Genomic DNA, 25,696 nt, shown 5'->3' with positions numbered 1-25,696 from the left:
CCATGGCAAAACGACGCAGATCTTCCCGCAGTGAATCTTCCCGCAGCGAACGCCCTACCAAGCCCCTCACAAAAGAACAAAACCACAACACAATTCAACCCAACAACAAAAACACGTCAAACACGTCAAACACGTCAAACCCGACAAAAAACAACAGCAACGCATCAATAAAAATATTAGCCGCCCCCTCCGAAGAGTATGGGGCCGAATACCGCTCACATCTACTGGACCAATACAAAATGTACATAGAACTAATGGATAAAGTCAGCGAACGCCGTCAGCATGCGAACACATTCTTTCTCACGATCAACACGGCTCTCATAGGATTACTCGGAATCGCCTGGCCCCAAGGCACTCCCAACTCAGCCATTCAATGGCATGTCGGAGTTGGACTGGCGGGGCTGTCGCTCTGCTACTCATGGAACCGCCTGCTCAGATCCTACAGAGGCATCAATCAAGGAAAATTCGACGTCATCCATGCGATAGAAGAATACCTACCACTACGCCTCTTTGCAGCAGAATGGACCGCGCTGGGAGAAGGGAAGGACAAAAAAAAATACCTTCCATTCACCGCCATTGAGCCCTGGGTTCCGTGGGTATTCTTCGCCCTGCACTTAGGAATACTCGTAGCCGCGTCAGTTCAGCTCTATCACTCTCTAGCCATCTTCCGCTTGCGATAGAGTTCAGCTCGACTCAACTCTTCAGCGATCCCGTCGTGGCTCCACTCGACAACACGACAAAAATGAAGCTCCTTGGGAATTTTCCCCTTCGAATTCTTGCTAATATGAACTCCAAAAACATAAACCCCTTCCTCGCGGGCCGTGCGAATTTCCCATAAAGCGCCCTCTGCCCTGTGCGTATCAGCCCCAATCATCACAATCATAACATCCGATTTTTTGATTATCTCTCGAGTCTGAGTCTTCCAGGCGTTGCTAAATGGCTCATGAAGTGAGCGGTCCTGGAATTTGAACGGAGTTCTTTCTCGCTTGGCCTGCTCCACCAAATAGTCCCGATATTTTGCATCTTCTGCCGCAAAACTAATAAATGCACTAGGATGGCCATTTCTTGTGGCCCACCAGAGCAGGCCGCCAAGTCCAACTATCGCAAAAACAGGAAGCATTCCTTGACCCTCCGATCAATCGACACTCAATCCAGACACAGCCATGTCGCAGCGCATCATTGAAACACAAACACAACACCCCAGGCGAACCACAGACCAGCAGCACACCAACTGCAAAACTGTTTCTACTTATATATACCGCAACACAGTAAACGAGTGAAGTGAACAGCACCCAGGCAATGCGAGCAAGACTGGGCGCATCCAACATCTACGACAGCGATGCTCGGCAAGCCAGAATTGGCGCTAACAGGCGGCACTCCATCCTAGGGACGTCCTCCCCAGCGGATTGCCGGGACGCGCTCCAGGATGCCCGAGCCGAAGACGCGGTCCAGCTCCAGGTACTCCAGGTGCACGTACCCGATATGGCACCCACAGGTCTGCTTCGCGCACGGCCGGGGCTTCAACGCGGCGTCGAAGTCCGGCGCGTAGATGTTCCCAATCGCTTCTTCAATGAAGTGGCACCGCCGCGCCGTGCCCTCGCCGTCCACGGAGATGACGGACTCCCCGCCCCGGCACGCGCGGCCCAGGCTCGGGTGGCGTGTGTTGTTCACCGGGAACAGCGGGTCCAGCCGCGTGAAGCGCGCCACGTCCTCGGCCGTGTACGGCTCCTCCTGCCCGTCCTTCACGGCGTTGATCCACAGGTAGGTGTCCGCGGGGAGCTCGGCGCGCAGGGCCTCCGCCTCCTCCGTGAAGCGCAGGAAGCCCACCACGCCCACGCTGTGCCGCACACCCAATTCGGTCAGCTTCGCGCACTGGGCCACGAAGCGGTGCCGCTTCGTCCACTCCGGGTGGTACGTGGCCCAGATGCCCAGCTTGTCCGCGCTCGCCCGGGCCAACCAGTCCAGCTTGCAGGACAGGTTCGTCTGGATGGCCAGCCGCTCCACGTGCGGCAGGTGTGACAGGCGGGCCAGCGCCTCCTGATACCAGGGCCAGATGAGCGCCTCGCCCCACGGCGTGAAGAACACCGACACCGTGTCCTGCGTGCGCGCCTCCACCCACGCGACGAAGCGCTCCAGGTCCGCGCGGTCCTTGGCCAGCTCCTCCTCGGTGTGCTTCCACTTGCCGAAGGGGCAGTACTCGCAGCCGTAGTTACAGCTCGACAGCGGGCCTCGATAGAGCACGGTGAGCTTCATCGCCAAGCGTACTCCTTCATCATCGCCTGCACCTGCTCGGAGTGGAGCCAGGGGCCAATCAGGTCGGAGCGCTCCACGCCGGCCGCGGTGAGCCGCACCACGCCGCCGTGGTTCCGCGCCAGCCCGTGCGCCTCCAGCTCCTCCAGCTCCGGGAAGTCCTCCAGCGCGTCGGTGCAGAAGCGCTGCCGGTACTCGGCCAGGTCCACGCCGTCCGCCAGCAGGGACAGCAGCATGTAACGCCGGCGCCGCTCCTCGGAGTCCAGGCGGAAGCCGTAGCCCACCTCGCCGAAGGACGCCTCCGTGCGCTCGCTGTACGAGGAGATGATGGAGCGCACCTCGCGCGAGCCCACCGCGTACTCGGACGAGTAATGTACCCGGCCCGTATACGAGCGCGCCCCGCAGCCCAGCCCCACCATGCCGTCCTCCTGGCAGCGGTACACCGGGCCGCCCAGGTCCGGCGCGTGCTTCGCGCGGAACATCCGCATGGAGACCTGCGTGTAGCCCTCCGACAGGAGGAAGTCGCGGCCCACGCGGTACAGCGACAGGCGCAGGTCGTCCCACGCGCGCGCCTTCTTGCCCAGGAAGGTCAGCGGCCGGACGTAGAGCGGATAGAGGTAGATTTCCTCCGGCGTATAGCGAAGCGCGGTCCGCAGCGAGTAGAGGAAGCTCTCCTCCGTCTGCCCCTCCATGCCGTAGATGAGGTCCAGGTTCAGCGTGGGGAAGCCCGTGGCGCGGATGAGGTCCAGCGCCGCCTCCACCTGCGCCGTCTTCTGGGGCCGCTTCACCGCGGCCACCTCCGCCTCGATGAAGCTCTGGATGCCCATGCTCACCCGGTCCGTGCCGCGCGAGCGGAGCACCTGGAGCTTCTGCGCGTCCACCGTCTCCGGCGACACCTCCACGGACACGGGGATGTTCTTCATGTCCGCGCCCATGACGCCTTCCGCCAGGTCGAACACGGTGTTCAACCCCGCCACGTCCAGCAGCGTCGGCGTGCCACCGCCAATGGCGGCCCGGGCGAACGTCGCCGTGCCCAGCGCGTCCTTCACCCGCTTCGTCTCGCGGACCAGCGCGCCCAGGTACCCGTCCACCACGTCCTGCTTCGGCCCGGCGGCGGTGAACAGGTTGCAGAAGCCGCAGCGCATCTCGCAGAAGGGCACGTGGACGTAGAGGAACAGCGCGTCGCGGCGCTCCTCCGCCCAGACGGACTCCAGCGGGAGCGTGGGCGTGAAGGGCCGGTAGGCCGTCTTGTGCGGGTAGCCGTAGAGGTACGCCACATAGGGCGACCCTTCGAGCATCTGCTCCAGACGCGTCATGGTGCGGTCTCTCGAGGTAGCAGGAATTCAGCGTAGGGCACCGTCCACACCACCGGATGCGCCAGGCGATGGCCGGTGAAGCCGTCGTCGCCGTAGGCGGTGCCGTGGTCCGAACAGACGATGCAGAAGGAAGGCCCCCGGCGCCGCAGGGCCGCGAAGAGCGGAGGGAGCTGCGAGTCCACGTACGCCAGCGCCGCGGCGTGGGACTCGCGCGAGTCCTCCGTCGCGCCCGGCAGGTAGTGCCGGTTCGGCTGGTGCAGCGCGGACACGTTGATGAAGAGGAAGACGCGCTGCTCGCGAGGCACGGCCTCCAGCCGTTGGACGGCGAGCGCCACCTGATGCCCGGTGGAGCGCGGCTCCCGCACGCCCAGCTCGGGGCTCCAGTGGCTCTCCGCGAAGAGCCCCGGGAGCACGCTGCCCAGCGGGTTGCGCTTGTTGAAGAAGCCCACGCCGCCAATGCACACCGTGTGGTAGCCGCGCGCCGCCAGCCCCGTGACGAGGTCCGGCGCGTCCAGCACGCAGGTGCCCGGCGCCGTCGTCTCGCTGCCCTCGAAGCGCATCGCGAACCGCCGCGGATGCGGACCGGGCGTGGCGGGCGTGGGCAGGAAGCCGGCGAAGAAGGCGTGGTGCGCCGCGTAGGTGAAGCTCGCGGGGGAGTGCCGCGGCTCCCACCGGCCTCCCGGCAACAGGGCCGTGAGGTTCGGCGTGCGGCCCTGGGCCGCGAGCTGCTCCGCCACGTCGTAGCGCAGGGTGTCCAGGGTGATGAAGAGCAGGTCGTGCGTGCCGACCACGGCGTTCATGTCCATCGCGTGAGCACTCCGGCGATGTCGTCGATGCGCTTCGGGATGCACTCCACGGTGAAGGTGGGCGGCGGCAGCGCGGACGGCCACGGGCGGCCGTGTGACACCCAGCAGGTGGCCAGCCCCAGCCGCGCGGCGCCCATGACGTCCCGCTCCGGGTCGTCCCCCACGTGCAGCACCTCCTCCGGCGGCCGTCCGATGTGGGCCAGCGCGGCCTCGAAGATGCGGGCGTCCGGCTTCGACGCGCCCACCTCGCCGGAGAGGAAGACCTCCGGCAACACGTCCGCCAGCCCCGCGCGGGCCAGCTTGGTGCGCTGCACCCGCGCCGAGCCATTGGACACCACCGCCACCGGCCGGCACCGGGCCACGGAGGCCACCCAATCGCAGACGTCCGCGTCCTCGTGGACGAGCTGCGGCAGGCGCGAGGCCAGGTCCTCCCAGAGCGCGTCCGGCGTGAGGCCCAGGCCCGGGAACGCCTCCGTCACCTGCTGGCAGAACGCGCTCCGGGACACGCCGCCGCGGCCATCCACCGTGTGCAGCCACGCCACGGACTCGGCGCGCCGGGCCTCGGGGAACACCGCCGGGTAACGGGCGACGAGCGAATCCACGTAGCGCGTGAAGGCGCCCGCGCGGTCAATCAGCGTGTCATCCAAGTCGAAGAAGACGGCCCGGGGCCGCATCCGGGCACTCCTTCCCGAGTCCACGAGGATACGCCGCCCCGGCTGCGCCGAACAGCGACAATGCCCGGGGAGCGGCGGCCCGGGCGGTTTCGCCGGGCCCCTGCCTCCGCGCCTGCTCCTCGGGAGCCCGCTCAGCGAGGCGGGTTCGCCTCGCCGTCATACGCCTCCAGCGCCCGGACGACCTCCTCCCGCGAATCCGTGAGCATCAGGTAGCGCGCGTAGTCATACCCCTGCGCGAGCTGATGCAGCAGCGGATACACGGGCCGGGTGCGCGTCCAGAACTCGGTGCCCAGGAAGATCATGGGGCTGATGACGCCCACCGAGTTGTAGTGGTTCTGGCACGCGTCCTGGAACACCTCCTGGATGGTGCCCGCGCTGCCGGGCGAATAGATGATGCCGCCCTTGGCGATGGTCAGCAGGCCGTCCTCGCGCACGCTGTTGGCGAAGTACTTCGCGATGTGCGTGGCGAAGGGGTTGGGCGGCTCGTGCCCGTAGTGCCAGGTGGGGATGCCCAGGCTGGCGCAGAACGGGAGGTCATCCTCCGCCAGCGGGAAGGCGCGGCGCACGTCGAAGGCGCGCGACAGCCAGTCCCGGTCCGTGTAGCTGGGCGCCCGCGAGAGCATGGCCAGCCCGTCATCCAGCTCCGCCTCCGTGCGCCGGGCGAACCACGCGCCCACGTGGGTGGCCTCCATGGCGCCGGGCCCACCGCCGCTGACCATGAAGAAGCCCCGGCGAGCCAGCTCGCGCGCCAGGGTCGCCACGGAACGATAGTCCGCCTGCCCTCGCTTCATGGAGTGGCCGCCCATGATGGCCACCACCTTGCGCGCGCCGCCGGAGCGGTACAGCAGCCCCTCCATGGCCTGCGTCACCGAGTGGTCATGGAGGCGCTGCGCCATCGTCTCCAGCAGCGTGGGAGGGCTGCCCCGCCCGTTCGCCGCCCAGTGGGCATAGATGCGCGCATCCGGCGTGTCCTCGTACGACGCCGGCCTCGCGGGGTCGAAGCCCGCGTACAGCTCCTCCGGCGTGTACAGCCCGCCGCGGTACGGCAGGTACGGCAGACCGGAGATGGGTGGGAACACCATGGCCCCGTGGTCCACGGTGGCCTTCAGCGCGTCCTTCTCCAGCTCACAGCCCAGGAAGACGGCGCCCGCGAGCTCCGCGGACACCAGCTCCCGGGTGAACCTCCGCAGGTCCAGCCCCTGGATGACGACGTTGGTGAACCCCACCCCCGCCGCGAGGTGCTTTTCGAACGCCTCGATGGTCTCGATTTCAATCACCCGAGGACCATTCCACGCCTCGCGCCCACGGGGTAGCGACGAGTGCGGGGTTATCGCCGCGCCTCCAACACCCGCAGGCACGCCTCCGCCTGGAGCAGCTCCAGCCGGGCGCCCGCGGCGGAGGCGTCCCGCGCGGCCAACTGGAGTTGCCGTCCGGCCTCCTCCAACTCCCCAAGCTGCAACTGGGCCCGCCCGAGGACGCAGCGCAGCAGGGACTGGAGCCGCCGGTCCTCCAGCATGGACGCGAGCTGGAGCCCACGCAGCGCGTCTTCCTTCGCCAGCTCCGGCGCCCCGGCGCGCGTGTGCAGCAGCGCCAGGCCGTGGTGCGTGTAGGCCATGCCCCGGCGGTCTCCCGTGCGCGAGTCCAGCTCCAGCGCGAGCTGGAAGAAGTGCGCCGCACGCTCCCGGTCTCCGGCCCGCGAATAGGCATCCCCCAGGTGCAACAGCGCCGTGGAGTGCTCCCAGGTGTCGCCCGCGCGCTCGCTCCAGTGCAGCACCTGGGCGTACTCGGACGCCGCGGCCTCCGGGGAGCCCAGGCCGAGCTGCACGCCGCCCATGGCCCGGTGGAGCAAGGCCTGCACGCCCGCCCGCGCGGCGCCGTCCTCCTTCACCGTGAGCTGGAGCTGCTCGCGGGCCAGGACGGTCCTCGCCCGCGCCTCCTCGAACCGCCCCAGGGCGCAGAGCGCCAGCGCGCACAGCGCATCCATGGACACGGACATCAACGGCGCCGAGGACAGACAGTCCCTGCGCCCCTCCCTGTCCAATCCCAACACCTCCTCGGGCCGGCCCAGCGCGAGCACCACCGACGCGCGCTTGAACAGACGCCGGGCCCGGTCGCTCGCGGGCGAAGCCAATCCCTCGTCATCCAGCTTCCGGGCCGTATGCCAGGCGGCCTCCGCCTCCGCGGCCTCGCCGGCCAGACGGTGCGCGTCTCCCATGTATTCCCAGAGCCGGCGCCGCCACTCCCGCGCGGTGTCGGGCGGCAGGGCGTCCGTCAATCCCAGCGCGAAGCGATACACCGCCATGGCCGGCCCCGGCTCCAGCGCCGCCAGGTGCCACCCCGCCAGCGTCACCAGGTAGGGCAAGGCCCGGCCGGAGTCCTCCGCGGAAAGCCATTGCCGCGTCAATTCCATACAGGCCCGGTGGCGCAGGGGCTCCGGCAAGGCCTCATAGGCCTCCGCGGCCCGCCGGTGCGCCGCTGGCAGCGCCGCCTCCGGCAGCCAATCCTCTCCCAGCGCGGGCTCCACCGCCCAGGTGTAGCGTCCCCCCGACACAGAACGCAGCCAGCCCCCCGTCTCCAGCAGCGCCAGCGGCCCCACCCCACCCGCCAGCGCCACCAGCACCGCCCGGGGAAACGACGGCCCCAGCACCGACGCCGCCCGCAGCACCTCCCGCTGAGCGGGGGGCAGCAAGGCCTGACGCGCCGCCAGCGCCGCCTCGCCCGTGAGCGGCACGCCCAGCTCCGGCTGCTCCTCATGCAACGTCACCGCGTGCAGCAGGTGCAGCGGGTGGCCGGCGCTGCCGCGCAGGAGGGCCTCCCGGCCCGCGGGGGTCAGGGAGTCCTTGCCACGCAGACGCCCCTCCAGCAGCGCCGCGGACTCGGCGGGCCCCAGCCGCCCCACCGTCAGGACCTCCGCGGTGAGCGGCGCCGGCGCCGTGCCTCCGGGCCGCTGGAGCGCCAGGAGCAGCAGCGGCGTGTGCGACAGCCGCGACACCAGCTCCTCCACCAGCGCGTGGCTGAGCGGGTCCGCGTGCTGCCAGTCCTCCAGGACCAGCAGGCGGGGACGCCGGTCGGGCATCAGCGCGTGGCAGAGCGAGTCGAACAGCGCGGTGCGCTCCGACACGAGGCTCGCCGGGACACCCTGGCGCTCACGTCCCTCCAGGAATCGCTGGATTCGCTCCGCGTCCGCGCTGGACACGCGGCCCGTCCCGGCGGGCGGGCTGAGCGCCCGCGTGGCGTCCAGCAGCTCCCGGAAGAGGCCCGCGGGCGCGCCCGGCAGCGCCAGGACACTGCCTTCCCAGACCTCGAAACCCTCGGCGGCCAGGCGCTCCACGAAGGCGTCCTTGAGGCGCGTCTTGCCCATCCCCTCCTCCCCCAGGAGCCACACCGCCCGCCCCAGCCCGCGTCGCACATCCTCCGCCAGGGCCATGAGCCGCTTCAGCAGCGCGAGCCGGCCCACCAGGGGCGGGTGGCACAGGCCTGGCGACCACCGGCGCACCGGCGCGTCCCGGAGCCCTCCCGGTGCGCTCTTGGGGCACGCCAGTACGCCTCCCAGGAAACGCGCCCCACACGCAACGCACGAGCCCGAAGTCGGGTTCATGGCCACCTCCCTGAAGGATGACGCTGTGTGAGTCGCGCGCCGGTCCTTCGCGTCGCCGGTACGACCCGGGGTGTTGTAGCGCCAGTACGCACCTGACGCCTCCGGACTCCGGGGGTGTGGGACTGTTCGCTCTCCACCGCACACCCCAGCCCCGCGTCCCAGTGCACGCCAGCGCCGACCCAGGCCCGCAGTGGAGGGAAAGCCTCACGCCGCGCGCGTCCGGACCGCTCGCATCGCGCAATGACAGACAATTCCAACCACGCCAGATGAAACAGCAACAAGGTACGCCCTGAGCGGCGCCTGGCGAGCAGGCAGGCGCGAAATCGCGTGTTGAATACGAAATACTTTTGGCGGATGCTCGTTGAGAGCTCGACACGGCATTCACCCGCCGTGACCTTGGAGAAGCCCACCTAGCAAAGCCAGACACCGCCCCGCCCGTCCCCCCACGGCGCGGACTCATCCCCCTTCGTCTGTTTTAGTTCTCAGAGAGCCCCCATGAAGAAGACCCTCCTGCTGGTTGGAACGCTGCTCGGTATGAGCGGCACGGGCTGCGGCGCCCCGGAAGACGTCTCGCCCGAAGCCGAAGCGTCCCCCATCGAAATCGACGCCCTCGACAATCAGCGAGTCAGTGCCGCCGCGTTGACCACCGCCGGATGCACCCCCTATACGGCCCGGTCGGTGATCTCCAACGGCCACGACGGGAACGTCCCGGCCAACACCATGGACGGAAACCTTGGCACCCGCTGGAGCCGGAGCGGCCGGGGCTCGTGGGTTGACTACGACCTGGGCTCCCTCAAGCAGGTCTCGGGTGTCTCTGTTGCATGGCATCACGGCAACACCCGCACCAATGAATTCTTCGTCTCTGTTTCACCGGATGGCTATACCTATACGCAGGTCTATTCGGGCAAGAGCAGCGGCACCACGACGGCGGCGGAGACGTACAGCTTCCCGTCCGTCACCACGCGCCGGGTCCGCGTCACCTTCCTGAGCAACAACGTGAATGAGTGGGCCAGCATCGCCGAGGCGCGCGCCTGCGCGTCCACGACGTCGACGCCCACCGACCCGGCCCCTGCCCCGGAGCCGACGCCGGAGCCGACCCCGGACCCCACGCCGGAGCCGCAGCCGGGCACTGGCGCCAGCGTCGTCTGGGTGGGTGACTTCGAGACCAACAGCCGCTCCCAGTGGAGCCACACGCAGATGGTGAGCGCGGACCGGCTGGCGGTGGTGCCCTCGCCCGCGCGGCAGGGCCGCTACGCCCTCAAGGCCACCGTGCGCAAGGGCGACGACCCCATCAACTCCAGCGGCAACCGCAACGAGCTGGTGCGCATGACGCGCGAGCCGGTGAACTCCGAGTACTACTACCGCTTCAGCACCATGTTCGATTCGAGCTTCCCCAGCGCGAAGACGTGGCAGCTCTTCACCCAGTGGCACCACGAGGGCAACTCGGGTTCGCCCCCGGTGGAGTTCTACGTCTACGGCGAGGAGATTCGCCTCAACATCGGCGGCAACCCGGGCACCATCGTCTGGCGCACGCCGCTGGTGCGCGGCCGGTGGCTGGACTTCATCTTCCACGTGAAGTGGTCGCCGGACTCCAAGGTCGGCTTCGTGGAGCTGTACCTGGACGGCAAGCGGGTCCTGCCCAAGCGCTTCATCGCCACCCAGTACAAGGGCCAGCTCAACTACCTGAAGGTCGGCCTGTACCGGAATGACACCATCAGCCCCGTGGGCATCGTCTACCACGACGGGTGGACCATGGCCCGCAAGCTGGAAGACGTCATCAGCCCGACGACGGTCCTCAAGGTCCCGTAGTCACTGACGGGCAGCCGACAGGCGCCCTCATCCGGGCCGGAGGTCGCGTCCCCACGCGGCTCCGGCCCGGAGTAGTTTTGGGGGCATGTCCCACAGCCTCCTCGTCGTCCACGTCCAGGTCCACGTCAAGCCGGAGCACGTGGATGCCTTCCACCAGGCCACGCTCGCCAACGCGCGCGAAAGCGTGAAGGAGCCTGGCATCGCCCGCTTCGACGTCATGCAGGACGCCGAGGACCCCACGCGCTTCGTGCTGGTGGAGGCGTACCGCACGCCCCAGGCCCCCGCCGCGCACAAGGAGACGGCGCACTACCTCACCTGGCGCGACACCGTGGCGCCGATGATGGCCGAGCCCCGCACCAGCCGGAAGTTCGTCAACCGCTTCCCTGAAGACGCCGGGTCGTGACGGACGTGAGCGCGTTCCCTGCTTCCTTCGAGTTCGCCACCGCGACCCGCGTCGTCTTCGGCCCGGGCCGGCTGGCCGAGGCGCCGGAGATTATCCGCGGCCTCGGGGGCACCCGGGTGTTGCTCGTCACCGGCGCCAACCCCGCGCGGGCCCGGCCGCTCCAGGAGTCCCTGGAACGGCTGGGATTGAGCGTGACGGTGTTCTCCGTGGACGGGGAGCCCACCGTGGAGCGCGCCCGTGAAGGCACGGCGCGCGTCGCGGAGGCGGGGTGCGATGTGGTGGTTGCCCTGGGCGGAGGCAGCGCGCTGGACGCGGGCAAGGCCATTGCCGCGCTCGCCGCCAATGGGGGCGACCCGCTGGACTACCTGGAGGTCATTGGCCGGGGCCAGCCGCTCACCCGGCCTTCCCTGCCCTTCGTGGCCATCCCCACCACGGCGGGCACCGGCTCCGAGGTGACGCGCAACGCGGTGCTGGGTTCCAAGGACGCGAAGGTGAAGGCCAGCCTGCGCAGCCCGCACATGCTGCCGCGCGTGGCGTTGGTGGACCCGGAGCTGCTCACGGGGGCGCCGGCTGCCGTGCTCGCGTCCAGTGGCATGGATGCGCTGTCGCAGCTCATCGAGCCCTTCCTGTCCGCGCGGGCCAATCCGCTGACGGATGCGCTGGCGCGTGAGGGCCTGCGCCGGTCGGCGCGCTCACTGCGGCGCGCGGTGCTGGAGGGGCCGGACGCGTCCGCGCGCGAGGACCTGGCGTTGGCGAGCCTCTTCGGCGGCCTGTGTCTGGCGAACTCGGGGCTGGGCGCGGTGCACGGCTTCGCGGCGCCCGTGGGCGGCATGTTCGACGCGCCCCACGGCGCGGTGTGCGCGGCGCTGCTGCCCGCGGTGCTGGACGTCAACCTGCGCGCGCTGCGGGCCCGGGCGCCGGAGCATCCGTCACTGCCTCGGGTGCAGGAGTTGGCGGTGGTGCTGACGGGCCGGGCGGACGCACGGGCCGAAGACGCCGTGACGTGGGTGGACGCGCTGCGGACGGCGCTCGGCGTGCCGGGGCTGGGGCGCTACGGGCTGACGGAGGCCCAGGTGCCTGGGCTGGTAGCGAAGGCCAAGGGGGCCAGCAGCATGAAGGCCAATCCCCTGGTGCTGACCGACGCGGAGCTGACGGAGATTGCCTGCCGGTCGCTGTAGAACCACCGGAGGGCGACTTGGCCTCAATATGAGTGACGAGGTCGCTCGCAGCGCCGAAGCCCGGGTCGCCGCAGAGCTTCTGCGCCATTGGCCTCTCCAGCGCTGTGAGGATTTCATGCCGAAACGATGATGCTGCCATTGGATGCCTGGTGGTTCGCTGCGTCCGATGAAACTGATGGCTGCGGAACGATGGCGTTCACCCGGCATGGCCAGCCGTCGATGCCACGTTGGCCTGCTGCGCTTCGTAGGTGTGGCAATCACCGCGCTGTTGTCCTTGGGGGCCTCGTCGCCATCACAGGTGATCCTCGAAGGCACGGTCCGCGAGGCACGGCTGAACAGTCCCGTTCCAGGCGTCCGAGTGACGGCACGTGCTCCCACACTGAACCGGGGATGGTCCACCGTCACGGACGCCGTCGGGAAGTACCGTATCGGGCCGGTCCCACCCGGTACCTACGGCCTCCTGTTCGAACCGAAGGAGTATATATCTCACGTTCAGGAGCAGGTTGCGCTCACGGAGGGTGTGACGTTCCGAATCGATGCGCTGCTGCACACCACGCAGTCCCTCGCTTTCCTGCCATGCGACATCAAAACCGATGAGTCGCTTCATCCAGCCCCTCTGAGGTTCACCCCAGACCCGATCAATGGGCTGGCCATCCGTCGCCCCCTGCGCTGGTACGGCGGCCTTCGCGCCACGGAGCGTCTGGCGGAGCGCGCTCCAGGCGTCTTGGATGTCCCCTACGGGTTCTCCATCCGCGGTGCATCAACGTCCGAGAACGGCTTTCTGCTGGATGGTCTCTCCACCAGGGATGCCATCTCGGGACTGAATCTACTCCCCCTCAGCATCGAGTTCGCCAGCTTGGTCACGGTTCAGTCGGAAGGGGCCATGCCCAGTCATGCTCTCGCGAATGGTGGCATCATCGAATCACGACTGAAGGCGGGATGCGCCCGCTTCTATGGCTCCGTATTCGCCTACGGGGCGCCGGGTATTCTGGCGGGGCCAACTGGAACCCTGCCAGAGTCTGGCATTGGATACTCCAGCAAGGATCGGCTCCGCCACTTGGGAGAATTCGGCGCGACGTTGGGCGGGCCGATTGTCTCGAACCGTTTGACCTTCTTCACGGGCGTGACCCCCATGGTCGGTCGCACCGAGCAGAATGGACGCCTGGTGGAACAGCGCGGCATTCAGGCGCTCGGTCGTCTCAAGTACGACGTCACACCTCTGCATCATGTCCCGCTGTCCGTCGTCGGTATGCCGTCTGAAGCGCGAGTGCTGGACGAGCCGCGTGAGCCCACATCGTTCGACAGCGACACCGTCATGGCGATGCTCGACTATTCCAGGGCATTCGTGGACAAACACTTGCTGCTGACGCTCAAGGCCGGGTGGCTGCGCCACCACTCGACCCACCGTACCCAGACCGTAGAGGCCCGTCGAGAACAGCAGGGCTTCCAAGCGAAAGCCCACGTCCATTATCTGCTGCGTGCCATCGGCACCCATACTTTCCAAGCAGGCTTCGATACAGAGCACACTGCGAATGTCAGGTTCCTGCCGGCGGCCTCCCGTGCCGAAACCATGGTCCTGGGGGGATTCGTCCAGGACCGGTGGAACGTGCGTCCATGGCTCACAATCAATGGCGGTTTCCGCTACGACAGGCAGTCGCTGCAGCCTGCGTCTCATGTACGCTCTGTCTTCACGCGATATCAACTCTCTCCGCGAGCAGGCGTGGTCGTTCATCCAATACCAAGGTATGGGACGGCGCTCATCGCGCACTATGCGAGGTACCATGATCAAGTTCCGCTCGGACTTGTGGACTTCGCGCAGGAACGGCACGTCACCATCGACCCAGGACTGGCACCGGCGTCATCTCATGAGATTCTCCTCGCGGGGACTTACGAGTTCTTCAATGTCGGGAGTATCGGACTCTCCCTCCAACTGAAGGCACAGTACGCCCGGCGCACCGCGGGTGCCTCGCTGGCGTCCATGCCGACCCTTGATGGGGCGGGCGTTCTGCTTGGAAATCCGGGAGCAGGGAGCATGGCAATGCTTCCCCGGGCTGTTCGCAAACACGATGCCGTGAGTTTATCGATGAACGCGCAATATCGATTGTGGCAATCCGAGTTCCACTACACGCGGGCGAGACTGCACGGCACACAGACGGACCCGCTGGGCGACGAGTCCGGGCTGCCACGGGCATTGCCTCGATTGCTCGACGCCGACCGCACGCACTCCATCAAAGTGACCAGCTACCGGGTCTTCGAATTGGACGTCCCCCGATTCGTCCGGGTGGCGATGTCCTATTCGGGGGCCTCAGGCACGCCGCAGGAGAGAGCGCTGACATCTTCCCCCACCTGGGTTCATGTTCTGGATGCGCATCTGTCCGTGGGGCATCGCCTTGCGCGCCACGCGGTCCTGTCAGTCAACCTCGACGCGTTCAACCTCTTCAACGCGCAGCACTGGGCTCCGAGGGATACCCGGGCCCCTGCGGAGATAGAACGCCCGTCACCGTTGCATCCCTCGTTTCCACGGCAGGTGCGGCTCGGCGTTCGCTACGACTTCTGAATGCGGCGTCCGTATTCAAGACAACGCCGTGTGGCCGTAAAACTTGGAATGCGCGACGCGCGCTTGCTGCCGCTGGTAGCGCCATTCAGTCAGTTGCTGCGAGAACATGACGTCCTTCAACTAGCCATCTTGCTCATTTGACTCAGATGAGGGGATACTTCAGGCTGCGGTGGAGTGGTTTAGACCTCATCAAACTTGCCGCCAAAGATGCCGTTGGCTTCGAGGGCATCCTTGATCTCCTCGTCGACGATGATCGGCGAGTGCCACCCCCATGTCCGGAACACACGCGCATCCCCCACCTTTGACTTATCAATCCGAAGCCCCATGACCGATTGGTATTCACCTACTCGCTCTGTGTGCTCATCTGCGGTTCGGATTTGAACCTCCTCGCATGCAGCATCATCAATGCAGCGAATCGTTCGAGCCACATTGAGCAAGAAGTAGGGCTTCGATTCTCCTTCGACATCCACGGGAAAGAGCTGCACATCGAAAGGTGCCATCTCCCGAAATACTGAGGCAGCCCGAGCACTGACGATAGGCGTCCGGCCGGCCCCTGCTGTCGTGAAGTCCAATGCGCTTCCAGCACGGGAAATCGGTATGCGCAGTCTCTCATGCAAGTCTACAGAAACCCCTTCGGTAAACTGCCAAATATCTTCAACCTCTCCACCCATGCTGTTCGTCGGGTCCGCAAAATACCAACGCCCCGGAACAGAGACGTCGATCTTCAAATTGAAAAAGCGTCGCTTCACAGCTTAGTCCTCGGCACCTTTGGTGATTAGCTTCCTCAGCTTGGAGCCCGGGCTCATCAGGTCCCTGGCAATCTTCCCTAACGCCCCAACGAGCGCAGCTCGACACTTTTCAACGCCCCGACATCCACGTGTAGCATCGTCAATGCGCGCAAGCACCTCCTCGTGATACTTCTGAGGATGAGGCCCCTTGTGCCCTCTGATTCGCACGAGATTCGCGTTGTCATTGAGACTCATCCTAGCTCGGCTGAAAATGTCCTGAAAGAGCGGCGTCCACGGGCCACCGGTCGCATCGGAAACAGTGTTCTTATCCGTGCAGATGTGATGAACCTTGCCATCGGGGTCACCCCGGATCCCGTCAACAACTCCCACCGCAGCCCCAGCGCCTTCGCCAGCGCCCAACGCGACTGCGGCGACCGCCGTCGGTGCGAGCGTCACGTTCAGCACCCCAGCCGACGAAATCGAGACGGCCTGAACCTCACCGGCCAGCGCACCCGCTAACTGGAAGCCCCCCTCAAGCTGCGCCCGGGAAGCCGCCTGGGCGAAGCCCGGCATCTTCGGTCCCTGTGCCGCCATCGCGCTCTTCCCTCCCAGCGCGGACAGCGCCACCAACACCAGGACGCGGGCCCCATTGTCTCCCAACACCTTCCCAAAGCGATGCCCTGCCCTCTCCAGGTCCGCGAAGCCCGCCGCGTCCCGAGACTCGTCGAGCAAGCGCAGGAACCCCTGCCCGAGATTCCACACCGGCCCCGTCCCAAGGTAGGCAATGAGAGAGGCCGTCAGGGCAATCGCGATGACCTTCGTGATGGGCTCGGGCGCGACCAACATCACGAGCGCCGTCCCAATCATCGTCGTAACCATCGCTCTCAGGGCGGCAGGATTCACCATGTCGCGAATCGCGTCCTCGACGCCCTCCCACACCGTGTCGAGCGCGAAGTAGAGCGCGAGCATCCGCCGCTCCGAAGGGCCCAGCGAAAACCCTCCGGCAAGCATGCTCAGGCAGCTATGGGGCTCGTCCTGCCGCTGACAAATGCGCTCGTATGCCGAAGGGACGGACCTGCCTTGCGCGCCGTCAACGAGCCCTCCGGAAGACGCGAGCAACGAGCCGCGACCGTCCTCCTCAACCTCGCGGAATGCGACGTCGAGCCGCATGTCGAGCACGAGCTGCGCGACAGCACGATTGAATGCGTCTTTGCCAATCTCGACAGGATCGGACTCAACCGGGGTGAAGGCGATTGGCTCTCCGCGCCCAGTGTTCAGATACACGACGCGAGTCGATGCGCACCCGCTCGCAAGCAGCAACAGTGCAGCAATTCCTAAAGCTCTCATATAGCCCCCAGGCCAGTCGCCAGGACATCGGCAAGCAAAGGGCCACATAGCAACCACGTCTGACAATCTCCATGGTCCTACGAGACCAATGGGAACCTTGCAATTCTATTGCATCACCGGCCTCTACCGCCCCCAGGACGGACCAACACGGCAGCCCGACGAACTGCGCCGCGAACCGCAGGGCACGCCGCCCCGTGCCAAACCCGAGGATCATTCCTGCGCCCCCCTCGCCCCTTGCTCAAGAAGGCGACGAGCAGTTCGTCCTTACAACGCTCGCAGCGCACCGTCGCGAAGCGGACCCGGTGCATCGCCGCCTGCCAGGAGGACCTGGACCTGTGCGCCGACCGGCACTCGGCGCGGAGGAGTCTGCCGCCCGGTGTGGCCGACGACCCGCGGCCCACGCGGGAGTCCTCGGCGGAGCTGCGTTCTTCCATGAGGGGGACGGGGCGAGTGAGGGTAGTGTCTCCTCATGACACCTCGCGCACTGCACCACGCCCGGCTCCCGGAGTTCGCGTCCGACTGGCCCGCGGAGCTCGCGGCCCTCATCGAGGCGCGCCTCGACAATGACGTCCCCGCCGAGGAGTTGCGCACCATCGTCCTCGCCCCCACGCCCGACCGGCTGCGCCTGGGCGTCTGGCTCGGCGTCGAGTGGGCGAGCTACCCCTACGCGGACGACCCCTCGGAGGCCGCCGGGTTCGTCTCGCTGACCCCCTGGCTCGACACGCTCGACACCCTCGCGCGCGGGGAGCGCTCGCTCCCGGCGCCCCGTGGCTGGACGCCGACTCCGCCGCTTCAGTTCGAGGACGCGACGCGCGACGCCTCGTTCCGGGCATGGTGGCTCGAACTCCACCGCGCCCTGGTGGCCAGCGCCATCGAGCTCGGCACGCAGCGGCTGGCCGGCCGCTTCCACCAGCCCGTCGGCGTCTTCGTCTCGACTGGCGCCTCCGAGGCGCAGTTGGTCGCCTTCTGCCACCCGCGCGGCGCCCCGCTGTGGCCGCTGCGCGAGCACAGGAAGGAGCACGGCTACGGCAGCGCCTACCCGCACGCCTCGCTCGAGGGCGACCAGGTCGTCTTCTTCTACCCGGAGGGCGAGGGCGCTGAGGAAGGCCCCCCCTCCATCCGCACCTGGACCCACGCCCAGGTCATCCGCGCCCACGAGGTTCGCGACGAGCACGAGCTGGCCGTGCGCTTCGAGGGCGAGGACTTCGATGTGACGTTCAGCCCCGGCCACACCCACCCCGAGGCGGGAGGCCCCGGACACCACGACACCCTCGCCGCCTTGAGCGCCTTCTTCGCGGCCAGCGGCAAGCTCGATGCCGACGGCGGGGCCTCCCCCCGGCTGCCCGCCGACGCCGCGGCGCTCGCGGCCTCCCTCGCCGAGCGCCCCCAGCCGCAGGAGCAGCTCGACTACGTCACCAGCCTCTCGCGAGCCCTGGGCTCCGAGCGCGTCTGGGCGCTCATCAGCGGGCTCGAGCTGCCCGCGCAGACGCGCGCCGCCATCCACCGCGAGCTCGCGACGACCGCGCTCGACGCCTCCGACTGGGCGTCCGCGCTGGCGCACGTCGGCCTGCTCTCGGGGAAGGACCGCTGGTCCTGGATTGAGGTCCGCGCGCTCACCGGCCTCGGCCGCTGGGAAGATGTGCTGCGCGTGGCCAAGGAGGACGACGCGCACGCGGAGCGCGCGCTGGCGCTGGGGAGCCTCGGGCGCGTCGGCGAGGCGCTGGCCCTCGTCGCCGACCGCACGGATGGAAACGCGCTGGCGGCCCGCGCGCTCCTCGAGCTGCGAAGCGACGCCCCGAAGGCCTCCGCCACGCTGCGCGAGGCGCTCGCCGACGGGGTCCGCGGGCACCTGCTGGCCCACGTCGGGGCGGCGCGGGAGCTGCTGCCCGTGCTGCGGACCCACCAGGCCTTCGAGGCGGCGGTGCGCGCCAGCCGCGAGGCCTGTCAGCGGCTCCCCGCCGAGGAGCTCGAGCTCGGGGAGGCCCGCGCGCTCCCGGTGGAGCCGGCGACGCGGGTGCTGGCCGCGCCGCTCGAAGGCGATGACGAGGCGGAGGACGCTCCGCGCCTGGGGACGGCCCTGGAGCGCCCCGACGGCTGGTGGGTGGCGGACGCGAAGGGAGCGCTCTTCGAGCACCCCGCCGGCGGCGACGCGCGGCGGCTGGCCACCTTCCCCTCCGAAATTGACGGCCTCGCCGCGCTGCCCGCCGGCGTCGTGGCCTCGGTGGGCTCGACGCTCGTGCTGCTCGACGCGGCGGGCCAAACGCGCGCGACGGTCCACCGCCCCTCGGCGGGTGACGGGCCCATGGCCGCGCACGGCACGCTGCTGGCCTGCGCCAGCGGCGCCATCGTCAACCTCTACCGCGTCGACGATGCCGCGCTCGTGTGGCTCGCCCCGCTCGCCCTCCCCGGCGGGCGTCGCATCAGCCAGCTCGGCTTCACCGGCGCCGGGCGGCTGCTGGTGGCCGCCGGGGCGAACCTGACGCTCTTCGACGTGAGCGAGCCGTCGCGCCCCGTGCCCCTGCGGCAGTGGAAGAACGCGCCCGAGCTGCTGCACACGGGAGAGGGCACCGCGGCGCTGACGGACGACGAGTGGGTCTGGCTGGTGGAGCTGGGCGACACGCCGCGGTGCACGCGGAAGGTGCACGTCGGCCCCTCGCCCCTGGTGGCCACCAGCGACGCGGCGCCGCTGGCCTTCGCCGCCCGCGGCCGCGTGGTGGAGGTGCTGGGCGAGACGGCGCGCGAGGTGATGACGCTGGGGCCCGACGGCCACCGGCTCGAGCCCACCGCCATCTCCCTGCGGGCGGGGCACGCCACCGCCGTCACCCGGGAGCGGGTGCTGGCGCTGTCACCGCTGCCGTTCGACGCGGCGGCGCTCCGTGCGCGCGTCGCAGCCCACGTCCCGCGGCTGCGCGAGTGGCTGGACACCCGCATGGAGGCGCTGAGGCAGGAGGGCGTGCCGGCGGAGGATGGGACCCGGGCGCCGCTGGGCGGCGTGGTGCTGCAGTGGTTCGACGGCTGGGCCGGGCTGCGCGGCCAGCCGCCGTGCAGCGTGGTGTCCATCGGCTATGAGAACAACGAGCGGCTGACCTTCGAGGCGCCAGGCGAGCGCGCGGCGCCCCCGGGGGCCACGCCCCTCTCGGAGGCCGAGGCGCAGCAGGCCCGCGCCCTCGACGACGCGTGGACGCAGCTCGCCATGCAGGAGCGGCTCCGCGCCTGCCGGGCGTACCTCCATGAGGCCGCCCGGGCCTTCGCGGGCCGCGCCTCCGCGCGCACCCTGTTCTTCGCGCTCGACACCGACGAGCGTCTCGAAATCGTCGACATCGTCGCCGGCGGGGGCGACGCGGGGCCGATGCGCGCGGCAGGCTCCGCGCGGGCCGAGCGCTCCCTGCGGGAGGTGCTGAGCGCCCCGCGCTGGTACGCCGCGCTCCCGAACCTGGTGGCGCGCGCGCGGCGCGACGCGGCCTTCCGCGCCGAGGTCCTTGCCCTGTTCGAGGAGGAGGGCCTCGCCGCGGCGGGCAGGATCACGCGAGAGCTGCTCGACGTCGACCCGGAGGGCTGCGCGCGCGCGTGGCTCACCGTGGCCGCCCGCGACCTCGACGAGGGGCTCCCCGGGCTGAGAGCCCTGGCGAAGCGCGGCCACGCCGGGGCCCGCGCCCGGCTGGAGGCGCTCCTGGACTCCGAGGACGCCTACCACGCGCTCGCGGCGAGGGAGGCCCTGGGCCGCGTCGACGAGGACGCGGCGGTGCCGCAACTCGGCCGCTACCTCGGCTCGCTGGAGGCTCACGACGACGTGCCGGTGAAGGTGCTGGCCGCCATGGGAGAGACCCGCCTCGAGCGCCTGCGCGGCGAACTGCTGGCCGCGCTCGAGCGGCTGGAGGGCGCCGAAGCGCTGCTGGTGCCCCTGGTGCGCAGCGGCTGGACTCCCGACGCGCAGGTGGTGGAGAAGGGCAACCGCGCGCGCGCCAGTGACGACGACTTCGCCGCGAGCCTCTTCGCTGACGAGGAGCAGGACGCGCCCGCGAGCGCGGTGAGGCTGTGGGTGGCGCGGCGCATCGCCACCGCGATGGAGGGTGACGGCCCCCTGTGGCCCGCCGACGTGCCTCTGGAGAAGAGCCGCGCCGGCTGGCAGCACTTCTTCACGCTCGCGTGGCCGCTGTGGGAGTCACGTGGGCTGCTGCCGCGGCTGCATGAGGTGCTGCCGGCGCGCTCACGGACGGGCGACGCGGAGCTGGCGTTCCAGGTGCTGTACCAGAGCGTGCTGCGCGGCGACGCTCGGGCCCAGGCGCTGGGGAGCGCGCTCGCCACGGGCGAGTCCAGTGAGGGGCGCCACGCCGAGGTGACGAGGCTGGCGCGGCTGGCGCGGCTGCAGTTCGGCTGGTCCCTGGTGAAGGCCACGCGGCTGGACGAGGCGCGCCGCGTGGCCGACGCCGCGCTGGCCGAGGCGCCCGAGGATGGGCAGGTCCTCTTCTTCGACGCGCGCGTCGCGTGGCTCGAGCGGGGCGACCCGACGGCGGCGCTGGAGCGGCTCGAGCCGGCGCTTCGGGCCGCGTGCGACGAGGTGGGGCGGGCGCGGCTGCTCAACCTGAAGGGCGCGGCGCTCGAGGCGCTGGGCCGCACCGCCGAGGCGCTCGACTGGTTCCACAAGGCCTTCACCGCCAACGAGGTGTCGGTGGACACCGCCACGGGCACGGCGGGCGACCCGGCGATGTCGCACGCGATTCTGTCGAACATCGCCGAAGCGCACTGGAAGCTGGGCCAACGCGACGAGGCCCGGCGCTACGCCGAGCAGGCAGCTCGGCGCGGCTCCTCCACCGACATCGTCAAGGAGATTCTCGCCGCGACGCGGGAGGGAGGCACGGAGCCCCGCTGACCCGAGGGCCGGCGCCAGGGCTGGAGGCGGAGCGGAGCGCCTCGCCTTCAGCACGCACCCGGCGCGGTGGTGTGGCAGCACTTGTTTGCCGTCGACACCACCTATCCCCCCTGAACGGCTACACGACTCCGGTCACTTCTGTTCCTACGTTCGGGCCTGGAACGGCTTCAACAGCTCCGCTCGAGTCAGCAGCGCTCGCACCTGCCGCGCCAATGCCACGTGGTCCTGGTTGCCGACCGTGAAGCGCTCCGGAGTCAGGATGATCAGGGCCCCCCTGTCCTCCACGGGTTCGATTCGTACTGGAGCGGGCAGCGGCGGCACCGTGCCTCGATGACGTGAGAGATACGTCACCCAGCCCAGCCACATGTCCGCCTTGGCGTCCTTATCGTCCAGATCCCGATGCGTGCGAGACATGGCGGCGACCCAATCGGGTTCCCAAGCAATGGCCATGCTGCGAACCACGCAGGCCAGGGTGGGGAGATTGAACAGCCGCTCCGCGTTCTCCCCCTGGCTGGGGAGCGACAAGAAGCACGAGTTGGAGGTCGCTTCGGCGTAGCCACCGCAGTGGATGCGCAAAGCCGCGCAATCGCGGACGGGCCCGCCGTTGTCGAACCAGAAGCTGAAGCCCAAGTCCTCGAAGATGTCCCCCCCCTCCTCCCGGTTGACGCCTCGCCGGAACATCTCGGCGAACGTCGACACGTTGGGGGGCATGAGGCTGTGCTTTCGCGCGTCCTTACGCGACCTGGCGGGCTTGTACCATTGGCCAAGGAATGGATCGCACTCGGCCAGGAGATTGAGGAACCTCACTGTGCGACGGGCGCACTCCTCGGCCGACTCCTTGCGCGGCCCCCAGTAGGCCCCGGCGAAGTAGGAATCAGGATAGGTCTCCGGCTCTGGCTTCATGCTCATGGGGCTGTTTCCCTAGAGCGCGGGGGTGTGGACGACCTCAATGCCCTCCACCCGAGCGTTCTTGAAGAGTTCACGGAAGGCATCGGCGGCCGCCTTCTCCGCGACATGCCACCGCACTGGAATCCCCATGCTCCGAACCTTTCTGCTCTGGCGCACTGCTTGATCAACGAGCCCCTTTGCACCGGAGTTCCGGAACCACGCCTTGGGCTCCAAGCCCTCGAAGAACTTTGCGTAGCCCGGACCCTTCGCCTCCAGCAGTACGCCGTTCTCGAAGCCGTCGAACTTCACGCCTCCGCTGTCCTTGCCAACACCACCGACCCAGTATGCCTCGTCCGCTTTATGCCCCGTGATTTGTTCCTGATACCGGCGAGCGCGGGGATTCAGGACCTCCCTCGCCGAGCCCCACTGGCCGGGCCCCTTTGACGGCGCCCCCTCATTGGCGGTGGCGCCTGCCCGCTGAAGGATGATGGCCGCTCCGGGCCCGCCGCTCAGCACCGCCGCCGCACGTCCCACGGGCGCCGCCACGATTCGCACCGCGGCAGTGCCCTGGACGGACAACGCGAGCACGGGCACTTCCGCCGAGGCGAGGGCTGTCCCCTCCAACGTTCGCGTCGCGGCCGACACCGTCCCCCAGGTGGCGATGAGGTTCGTCGCCAGTCTGGAGACAGCCTGCACCTGCTCGCCCCGGGTCATGTACCGGAAGCGCGCCAGGTACTCGGGGGACGACTCCAGCAACGCCACCACCGCGGCGGGCAGCTCCCGGAGTGCCCTGACGTTGTCCGCCGGCGACGTTGAGAAGAACCTCCCCACCGCGAGGGCGAGCCCGACGAAGGCCTCCTCCGCCCCATCCAGCGTGCGGCTGAGCACGTCCGCGTCATCGTGGACGTCCGCCAGGGGAAACCCGCTCTCCTCCCGCAAATCGTCATTCAGCAGCCGGAAGACGCCCGTCCGCCCATCGTAGAAGCGCCCCAACTCGAAGCCATGGGCCCGGAAGGCACCGTTCCGCCACTCAACGGGCGCAACCCTTTGTTGGGTCCGACCGCTGCGAACCCACGCGAGGTACCCGTCAGGCCGGAGCACCGCGACATGACGGAAGCGCGCCACCCTGCGCTCCAGCTCCGCCCTTGACACCTCGCCCCTGGCCAACACCTCCCGCAGCATGAAGCCCACCGCGAGTCGCGCCGGGAATTGGCCCAGCGTGACGTCCCGCCTCCACAGCGCCCCGAGGAGCCGCGCCGCTTGAGCCGGACTGAGGGAGCTGCCGGGAATGAGACGCGCGTCCCGCGCTTCGAGTCCCGCGCTGCGCAGCAGGATGCCGAACCCATCCCCCTTCCCACGGGCCCCTCCGAGGAGCACCACGTCCCGGCGGGGGTGGCGTCGATGAAGCGGTTGCCTGGACGGGGTGTCAACCGCTCCGACCACCTGTCCGCGTTCGGGGTCCTCGCTCGAAGCGGTCCAGCGTTCACCAGGGAGCGCCCCACCCTGCTGGAGCGCGTTTCCGCGAGTCGACGCGTCAACCCCGGCGCAGCCCGTGACGAGCAAGGCGACGCCCACCACCCAAAGGCCAGCACGCATTCCTCACCCCCGCCCTTCCCTCATGGGAAGGCAAGCAGCGGCGATGCTGGCATTCATGTCTGACAATGACCAGGGGAAGTGCACCGGGCCCGCGCCCCATGAACCACGGGGCGCGGGCCTCACGGCTGTGCCCGGCCCTCCTCAAACCTTGTACAGCAAATCCATGTACTTCTTGAGCAAGTCACTCACCAGCCCGCGGAAGGGCACGGAGGCGGCCATGCCATACACGGGCGCCATCGTCCCCTTCGCGCTCGGGTGGGACTTCACGTAGTCCACGGCGTCGCGCAGATCGGTCAGGAACTGCTCCGCGACCCCCGGCTGCGTCTGGCGCAGCGTGACGCACAGGTGCACGGCGGACGGCTTGTGCAAGCCATTGAGGTTCCACCCGTGCTCGCTCATCCGCTCCATCACCTGGAAGATGTCCAGGGACTCGGAACCAAAGGCAATCACGAACAGCGGGTCGCCCAGCACGTGCAGCTCGGGAATGTCACGGATGCCCTGCTTGATGGCCGCCGCCGTCTCCAGGATGTGGCGGGTGGCGTTCAGGTAGCCCTGCTCCCCCATGCACACCAGCGCGGCCCACGCCGAGGCGATGAGCGCCCCCGGCCGGCTGCCAGAGAAGGTGGGCGAGAAGTAGATGCCACCGGGCCAGTCCGTCGCCGTGAAGTACTGATGCGAACGCAGCTCCGTGCCCCGGTACAGCACCACCGAGGAGCCCTTGGCCGCGTAGCCGAACTTGTGCGTGTCCACGGAGATGGACGTCACGCCCGGCAGCCGGAAGTCGAAGGGCGGCACGTCGTAGCCCAGCTTCTTGGCGAAGGGCAGCACGAAGCCGCCCAGGCACGCGTCGGTGTGGAAGCCGATGCGCTTCTTGCGCGCCAGCTCGGACAGCGCCTCGATGGGGTCGATGACCCCGTGCGGAAAGCCCGGCGCCGAGCCGATGAGGACGATGGTGTTGCGGTTCACCGCCTTGCGCATGGCGGCCACGTCCGCGCGGTAGTCCGGGCCCACCGGCACCCGCACCATCTTGATGCCGAAGTAGTGCGCCGCCTTGTCGAAGGCCGGGTGCGCGCTGGCGGGGGCCACCATCTCCGGCCTGGTGATGCCCTGGGTCTCCCGGGCCCAGTCCCGGTACGTCTTCATCGCCAGCATGATGCTCTCGGTGCCACCGGACGACATGGCGCCGCAGATGCGCGCCTCCTCCGGCACGCCCGCGTTCGCCACGTCCGCGCCGAGCATGCTGGCCGTCATCGCCACCACCTCCGCCTCGAACTTGGTGGCGCTGGGCCACAGGTCCGCGTGCAGCGGGTTGCTCTGCGAATGCAGCGCATAGACACGGTTGAGGAACGCGATGTGCTCCGCGTCGCCGTTGTACACGCCACCAGACACGCGGCCCTCCCGCCAGCGAGACTCCTCCTGGGACTCCAGCGCCTGGAGCTCCCGCAGCACGTCGTCGCGCGAGCGCCCCGTCGGCGGCAGGTGGTCGAACGACTGCATCTTCCCGCGGTAGGGCTTGAGGCCGCTCTCCAGCTCGGAGAGCAGCGTGCCCGTCTCCCGGTTGAGCAGCCCCTTCACGCCAGGGACGGCCTTGAGGTAGCGCTCCGCCGCGGACAGGAGCCGCGGCGGGACGTGGTTGAGCAGACTCAGCGCCTTCAGGTCTGGAAGTGCCATGGCGG

General features: G+C 68.6%; 18 protein-coding genes. 6 read left to right on the top strand and 12 right to left on the bottom strand.

Annotated features, from left to right (window positions below; translation table 11 throughout):
• Nucleotides 1-2 precede the first annotated feature (2 nt).
• A complete protein-coding gene (locus MYMAC_RS14300; protein ID WP_204817607.1) occupies nt 3-680 on the top strand; it encodes a RipA family octameric membrane protein in 678 nt (225 codons plus the stop codon).
• Here the strand turns inward: MYMAC_RS14300 and MYMAC_RS14295 are convergent.
• The 7 genes from MYMAC_RS14295 to MYMAC_RS14265 form a co-directional block, all read right to left on the bottom strand.
• Nucleotides 650-1,120, bottom strand: a complete 471-nt coding sequence (locus MYMAC_RS14295; RefSeq protein ID WP_095958497.1) for a TIR domain-containing protein — start codon at nt 1,118-1,120, stop codon at nt 650-652. The two genes, MYMAC_RS14300 and MYMAC_RS14295, sit on opposite strands and share 31 nt — an antisense overlap.
• A 263-nt stretch (nt 1,121-1,383) precedes the next feature.
• Nucleotides 1,384-2,253, bottom strand: a complete 870-nt coding sequence (locus MYMAC_RS14290; protein WP_095958496.1) for an STM4011 family radical SAM protein — start codon at nt 2,251-2,253, stop codon at nt 1,384-1,386.
• Nucleotides 2,250-3,566 carry an STM4012 family radical SAM protein gene (locus MYMAC_RS14285; protein WP_095958495.1) on the bottom strand — a complete coding sequence of 439 codons (1,317 nt, stop codon included), beginning with the start codon at nt 3,564-3,566 and terminating at the stop codon, nt 2,250-2,252. Before MYMAC_RS14285 ends, MYMAC_RS14290 begins: the two co-directional genes overlap by 4 nt.
• Complete coding sequence (locus tag MYMAC_RS14280) at nt 3,563-4,372, bottom strand: STM4013/SEN3800 family hydrolase (protein ID WP_170114734.1); 810 nt, start codon at nt 4,370-4,372, stop codon at nt 3,563-3,565. The genes MYMAC_RS14285 and MYMAC_RS14280 overlap by 4 nt, the downstream gene beginning before the upstream one ends.
• Nucleotides 4,363-5,046 (bottom strand): HAD family hydrolase, encoded by a 684-nt coding sequence (locus tag MYMAC_RS14275; RefSeq protein ID WP_095958493.1) that lies wholly within the window; start codon nt 5,044-5,046, stop codon nt 4,363-4,365. The genes MYMAC_RS14280 and MYMAC_RS14275 overlap by 10 nt, the downstream gene beginning before the upstream one ends.
• A 131-nt stretch (nt 5,047-5,177) precedes the next feature.
• A complete protein-coding gene (locus tag MYMAC_RS14270; RefSeq protein WP_095958492.1) occupies nt 5,178-6,323 on the bottom strand; it encodes an LOG family protein in 1,146 nt (381 codons plus the stop codon).
• Between the two features lie 50 nt (nt 6,324-6,373).
• Nucleotides 6,374-8,644 carry an AAA family ATPase gene (locus MYMAC_RS14265; protein ID WP_239989525.1) on the bottom strand — a complete coding sequence of 757 codons (2,271 nt, stop codon included), beginning with the start codon at nt 8,642-8,644 and terminating at the stop codon, nt 6,374-6,376.
• Between the two features lie 495 nt (nt 8,645-9,139).
• On the opposite strand from MYMAC_RS14265, the gene MYMAC_RS14260 reads away from it, so the two are divergent.
• The 4 genes from MYMAC_RS14260 (at nt 9,140) to MYMAC_RS14245 (ending at nt 14,591) form a co-directional block, all read left to right on the top strand.
• Complete coding sequence (locus MYMAC_RS14260) at nt 9,140-10,453, top strand: heparin lyase I family protein (protein WP_095958490.1); 1,314 nt, start codon at nt 9,140-9,142, stop codon at nt 10,451-10,453.
• A gap of 85 nt (nt 10,454-10,538) precedes the next feature.
• Complete coding sequence (locus MYMAC_RS14255) at nt 10,539-10,856, top strand: antibiotic biosynthesis monooxygenase (protein ID WP_095958489.1); 318 nt, start codon at nt 10,539-10,541, stop codon at nt 10,854-10,856.
• Nucleotides 10,853-12,034, top strand: a complete 1,182-nt coding sequence (locus MYMAC_RS14250) for an iron-containing alcohol dehydrogenase (protein ID WP_095958488.1) — start codon at nt 10,853-10,855, stop codon at nt 12,032-12,034. Before MYMAC_RS14255 ends, MYMAC_RS14250 begins: the two co-directional genes overlap by 4 nt.
• A gap of 142 nt (nt 12,035-12,176) precedes the next feature.
• Nucleotides 12,177-14,591, top strand: coding sequence for a TonB-dependent receptor (locus tag MYMAC_RS14245; protein WP_095958487.1), 2,415 nt, complete (start codon nt 12,177-12,179; stop codon nt 14,589-14,591).
• Between the two features lie 179 nt (nt 14,592-14,770).
• Here the strand turns inward: MYMAC_RS14245 and MYMAC_RS14240 are convergent, their stop codons facing one another.
• Nucleotides 14,771-15,340 (bottom strand): imm11 family protein, encoded by a 570-nt coding sequence (locus tag MYMAC_RS14240; RefSeq protein WP_095958486.1) that lies wholly within the window; start codon nt 15,338-15,340, stop codon nt 14,771-14,773.
• 3 nt (nt 15,341-15,343) lie between these two features.
• Nucleotides 15,344-16,666, bottom strand: a complete 1,323-nt coding sequence (locus tag MYMAC_RS14235; protein ID WP_095958485.1) for an AHH domain-containing protein — start codon at nt 16,664-16,666, stop codon at nt 15,344-15,346.
• Nucleotides 16,667-17,135: 469 nt separating this feature from the next.
• Here MYMAC_RS14235 and MYMAC_RS38795 point away from each other — a divergent pair, with 469 nt between their 5' ends.
• Entirely contained in the window at nt 17,136-21,536 is a 4,401-nt protein-coding gene (locus MYMAC_RS38795; RefSeq protein WP_095958484.1) for a tetratricopeptide repeat protein, read from the top strand.
• A gap of 144 nt (nt 21,537-21,680) precedes the next feature.
• Here MYMAC_RS38795 and MYMAC_RS14225 read toward each other — a convergent pair whose 3' ends face one another.
• The 3 genes from MYMAC_RS14225 to MYMAC_RS14215 form a co-directional block, all read right to left on the bottom strand.
• Nucleotides 21,681-22,445, bottom strand: a complete 765-nt coding sequence (locus tag MYMAC_RS14225) for an immunity 52 family protein (RefSeq protein WP_095958483.1) — start codon at nt 22,443-22,445, stop codon at nt 21,681-21,683.
• A gap of 12 nt (nt 22,446-22,457) precedes the next feature.
• On the bottom strand, nt 22,458-23,312 hold the full coding sequence (locus MYMAC_RS38370) for a Tox-REase-5 domain-containing protein (protein WP_275663281.1): 855 nt from the start codon (nt 23,310-23,312) through the stop codon (nt 22,458-22,460).
• An 849-nt stretch (nt 23,313-24,161) separates the two neighbouring features.
• Nucleotides 24,162-25,691 (bottom strand): pyridoxal phosphate-dependent decarboxylase family protein, encoded by a 1,530-nt coding sequence (locus tag MYMAC_RS14215; protein ID WP_095958481.1) that lies wholly within the window; start codon nt 25,689-25,691, stop codon nt 24,162-24,164.
• Between the last annotated feature and the right edge of the window lie 5 nt (nt 25,692-25,696).

Origin of the sequence: Corallococcus macrosporus DSM 14697, from assembly GCF_002305895.1 — a bacterium.
In the GTDB taxonomy this organism is placed as follows: Bacteria; Myxococcota; Myxococcia; order Myxococcales; family Myxococcaceae; genus Myxococcus; species Myxococcus macrosporus.
Note: the sequence above shows the minus strand (reverse complement) of the source record. Positions and strands in the feature narration are given on the sequence as shown.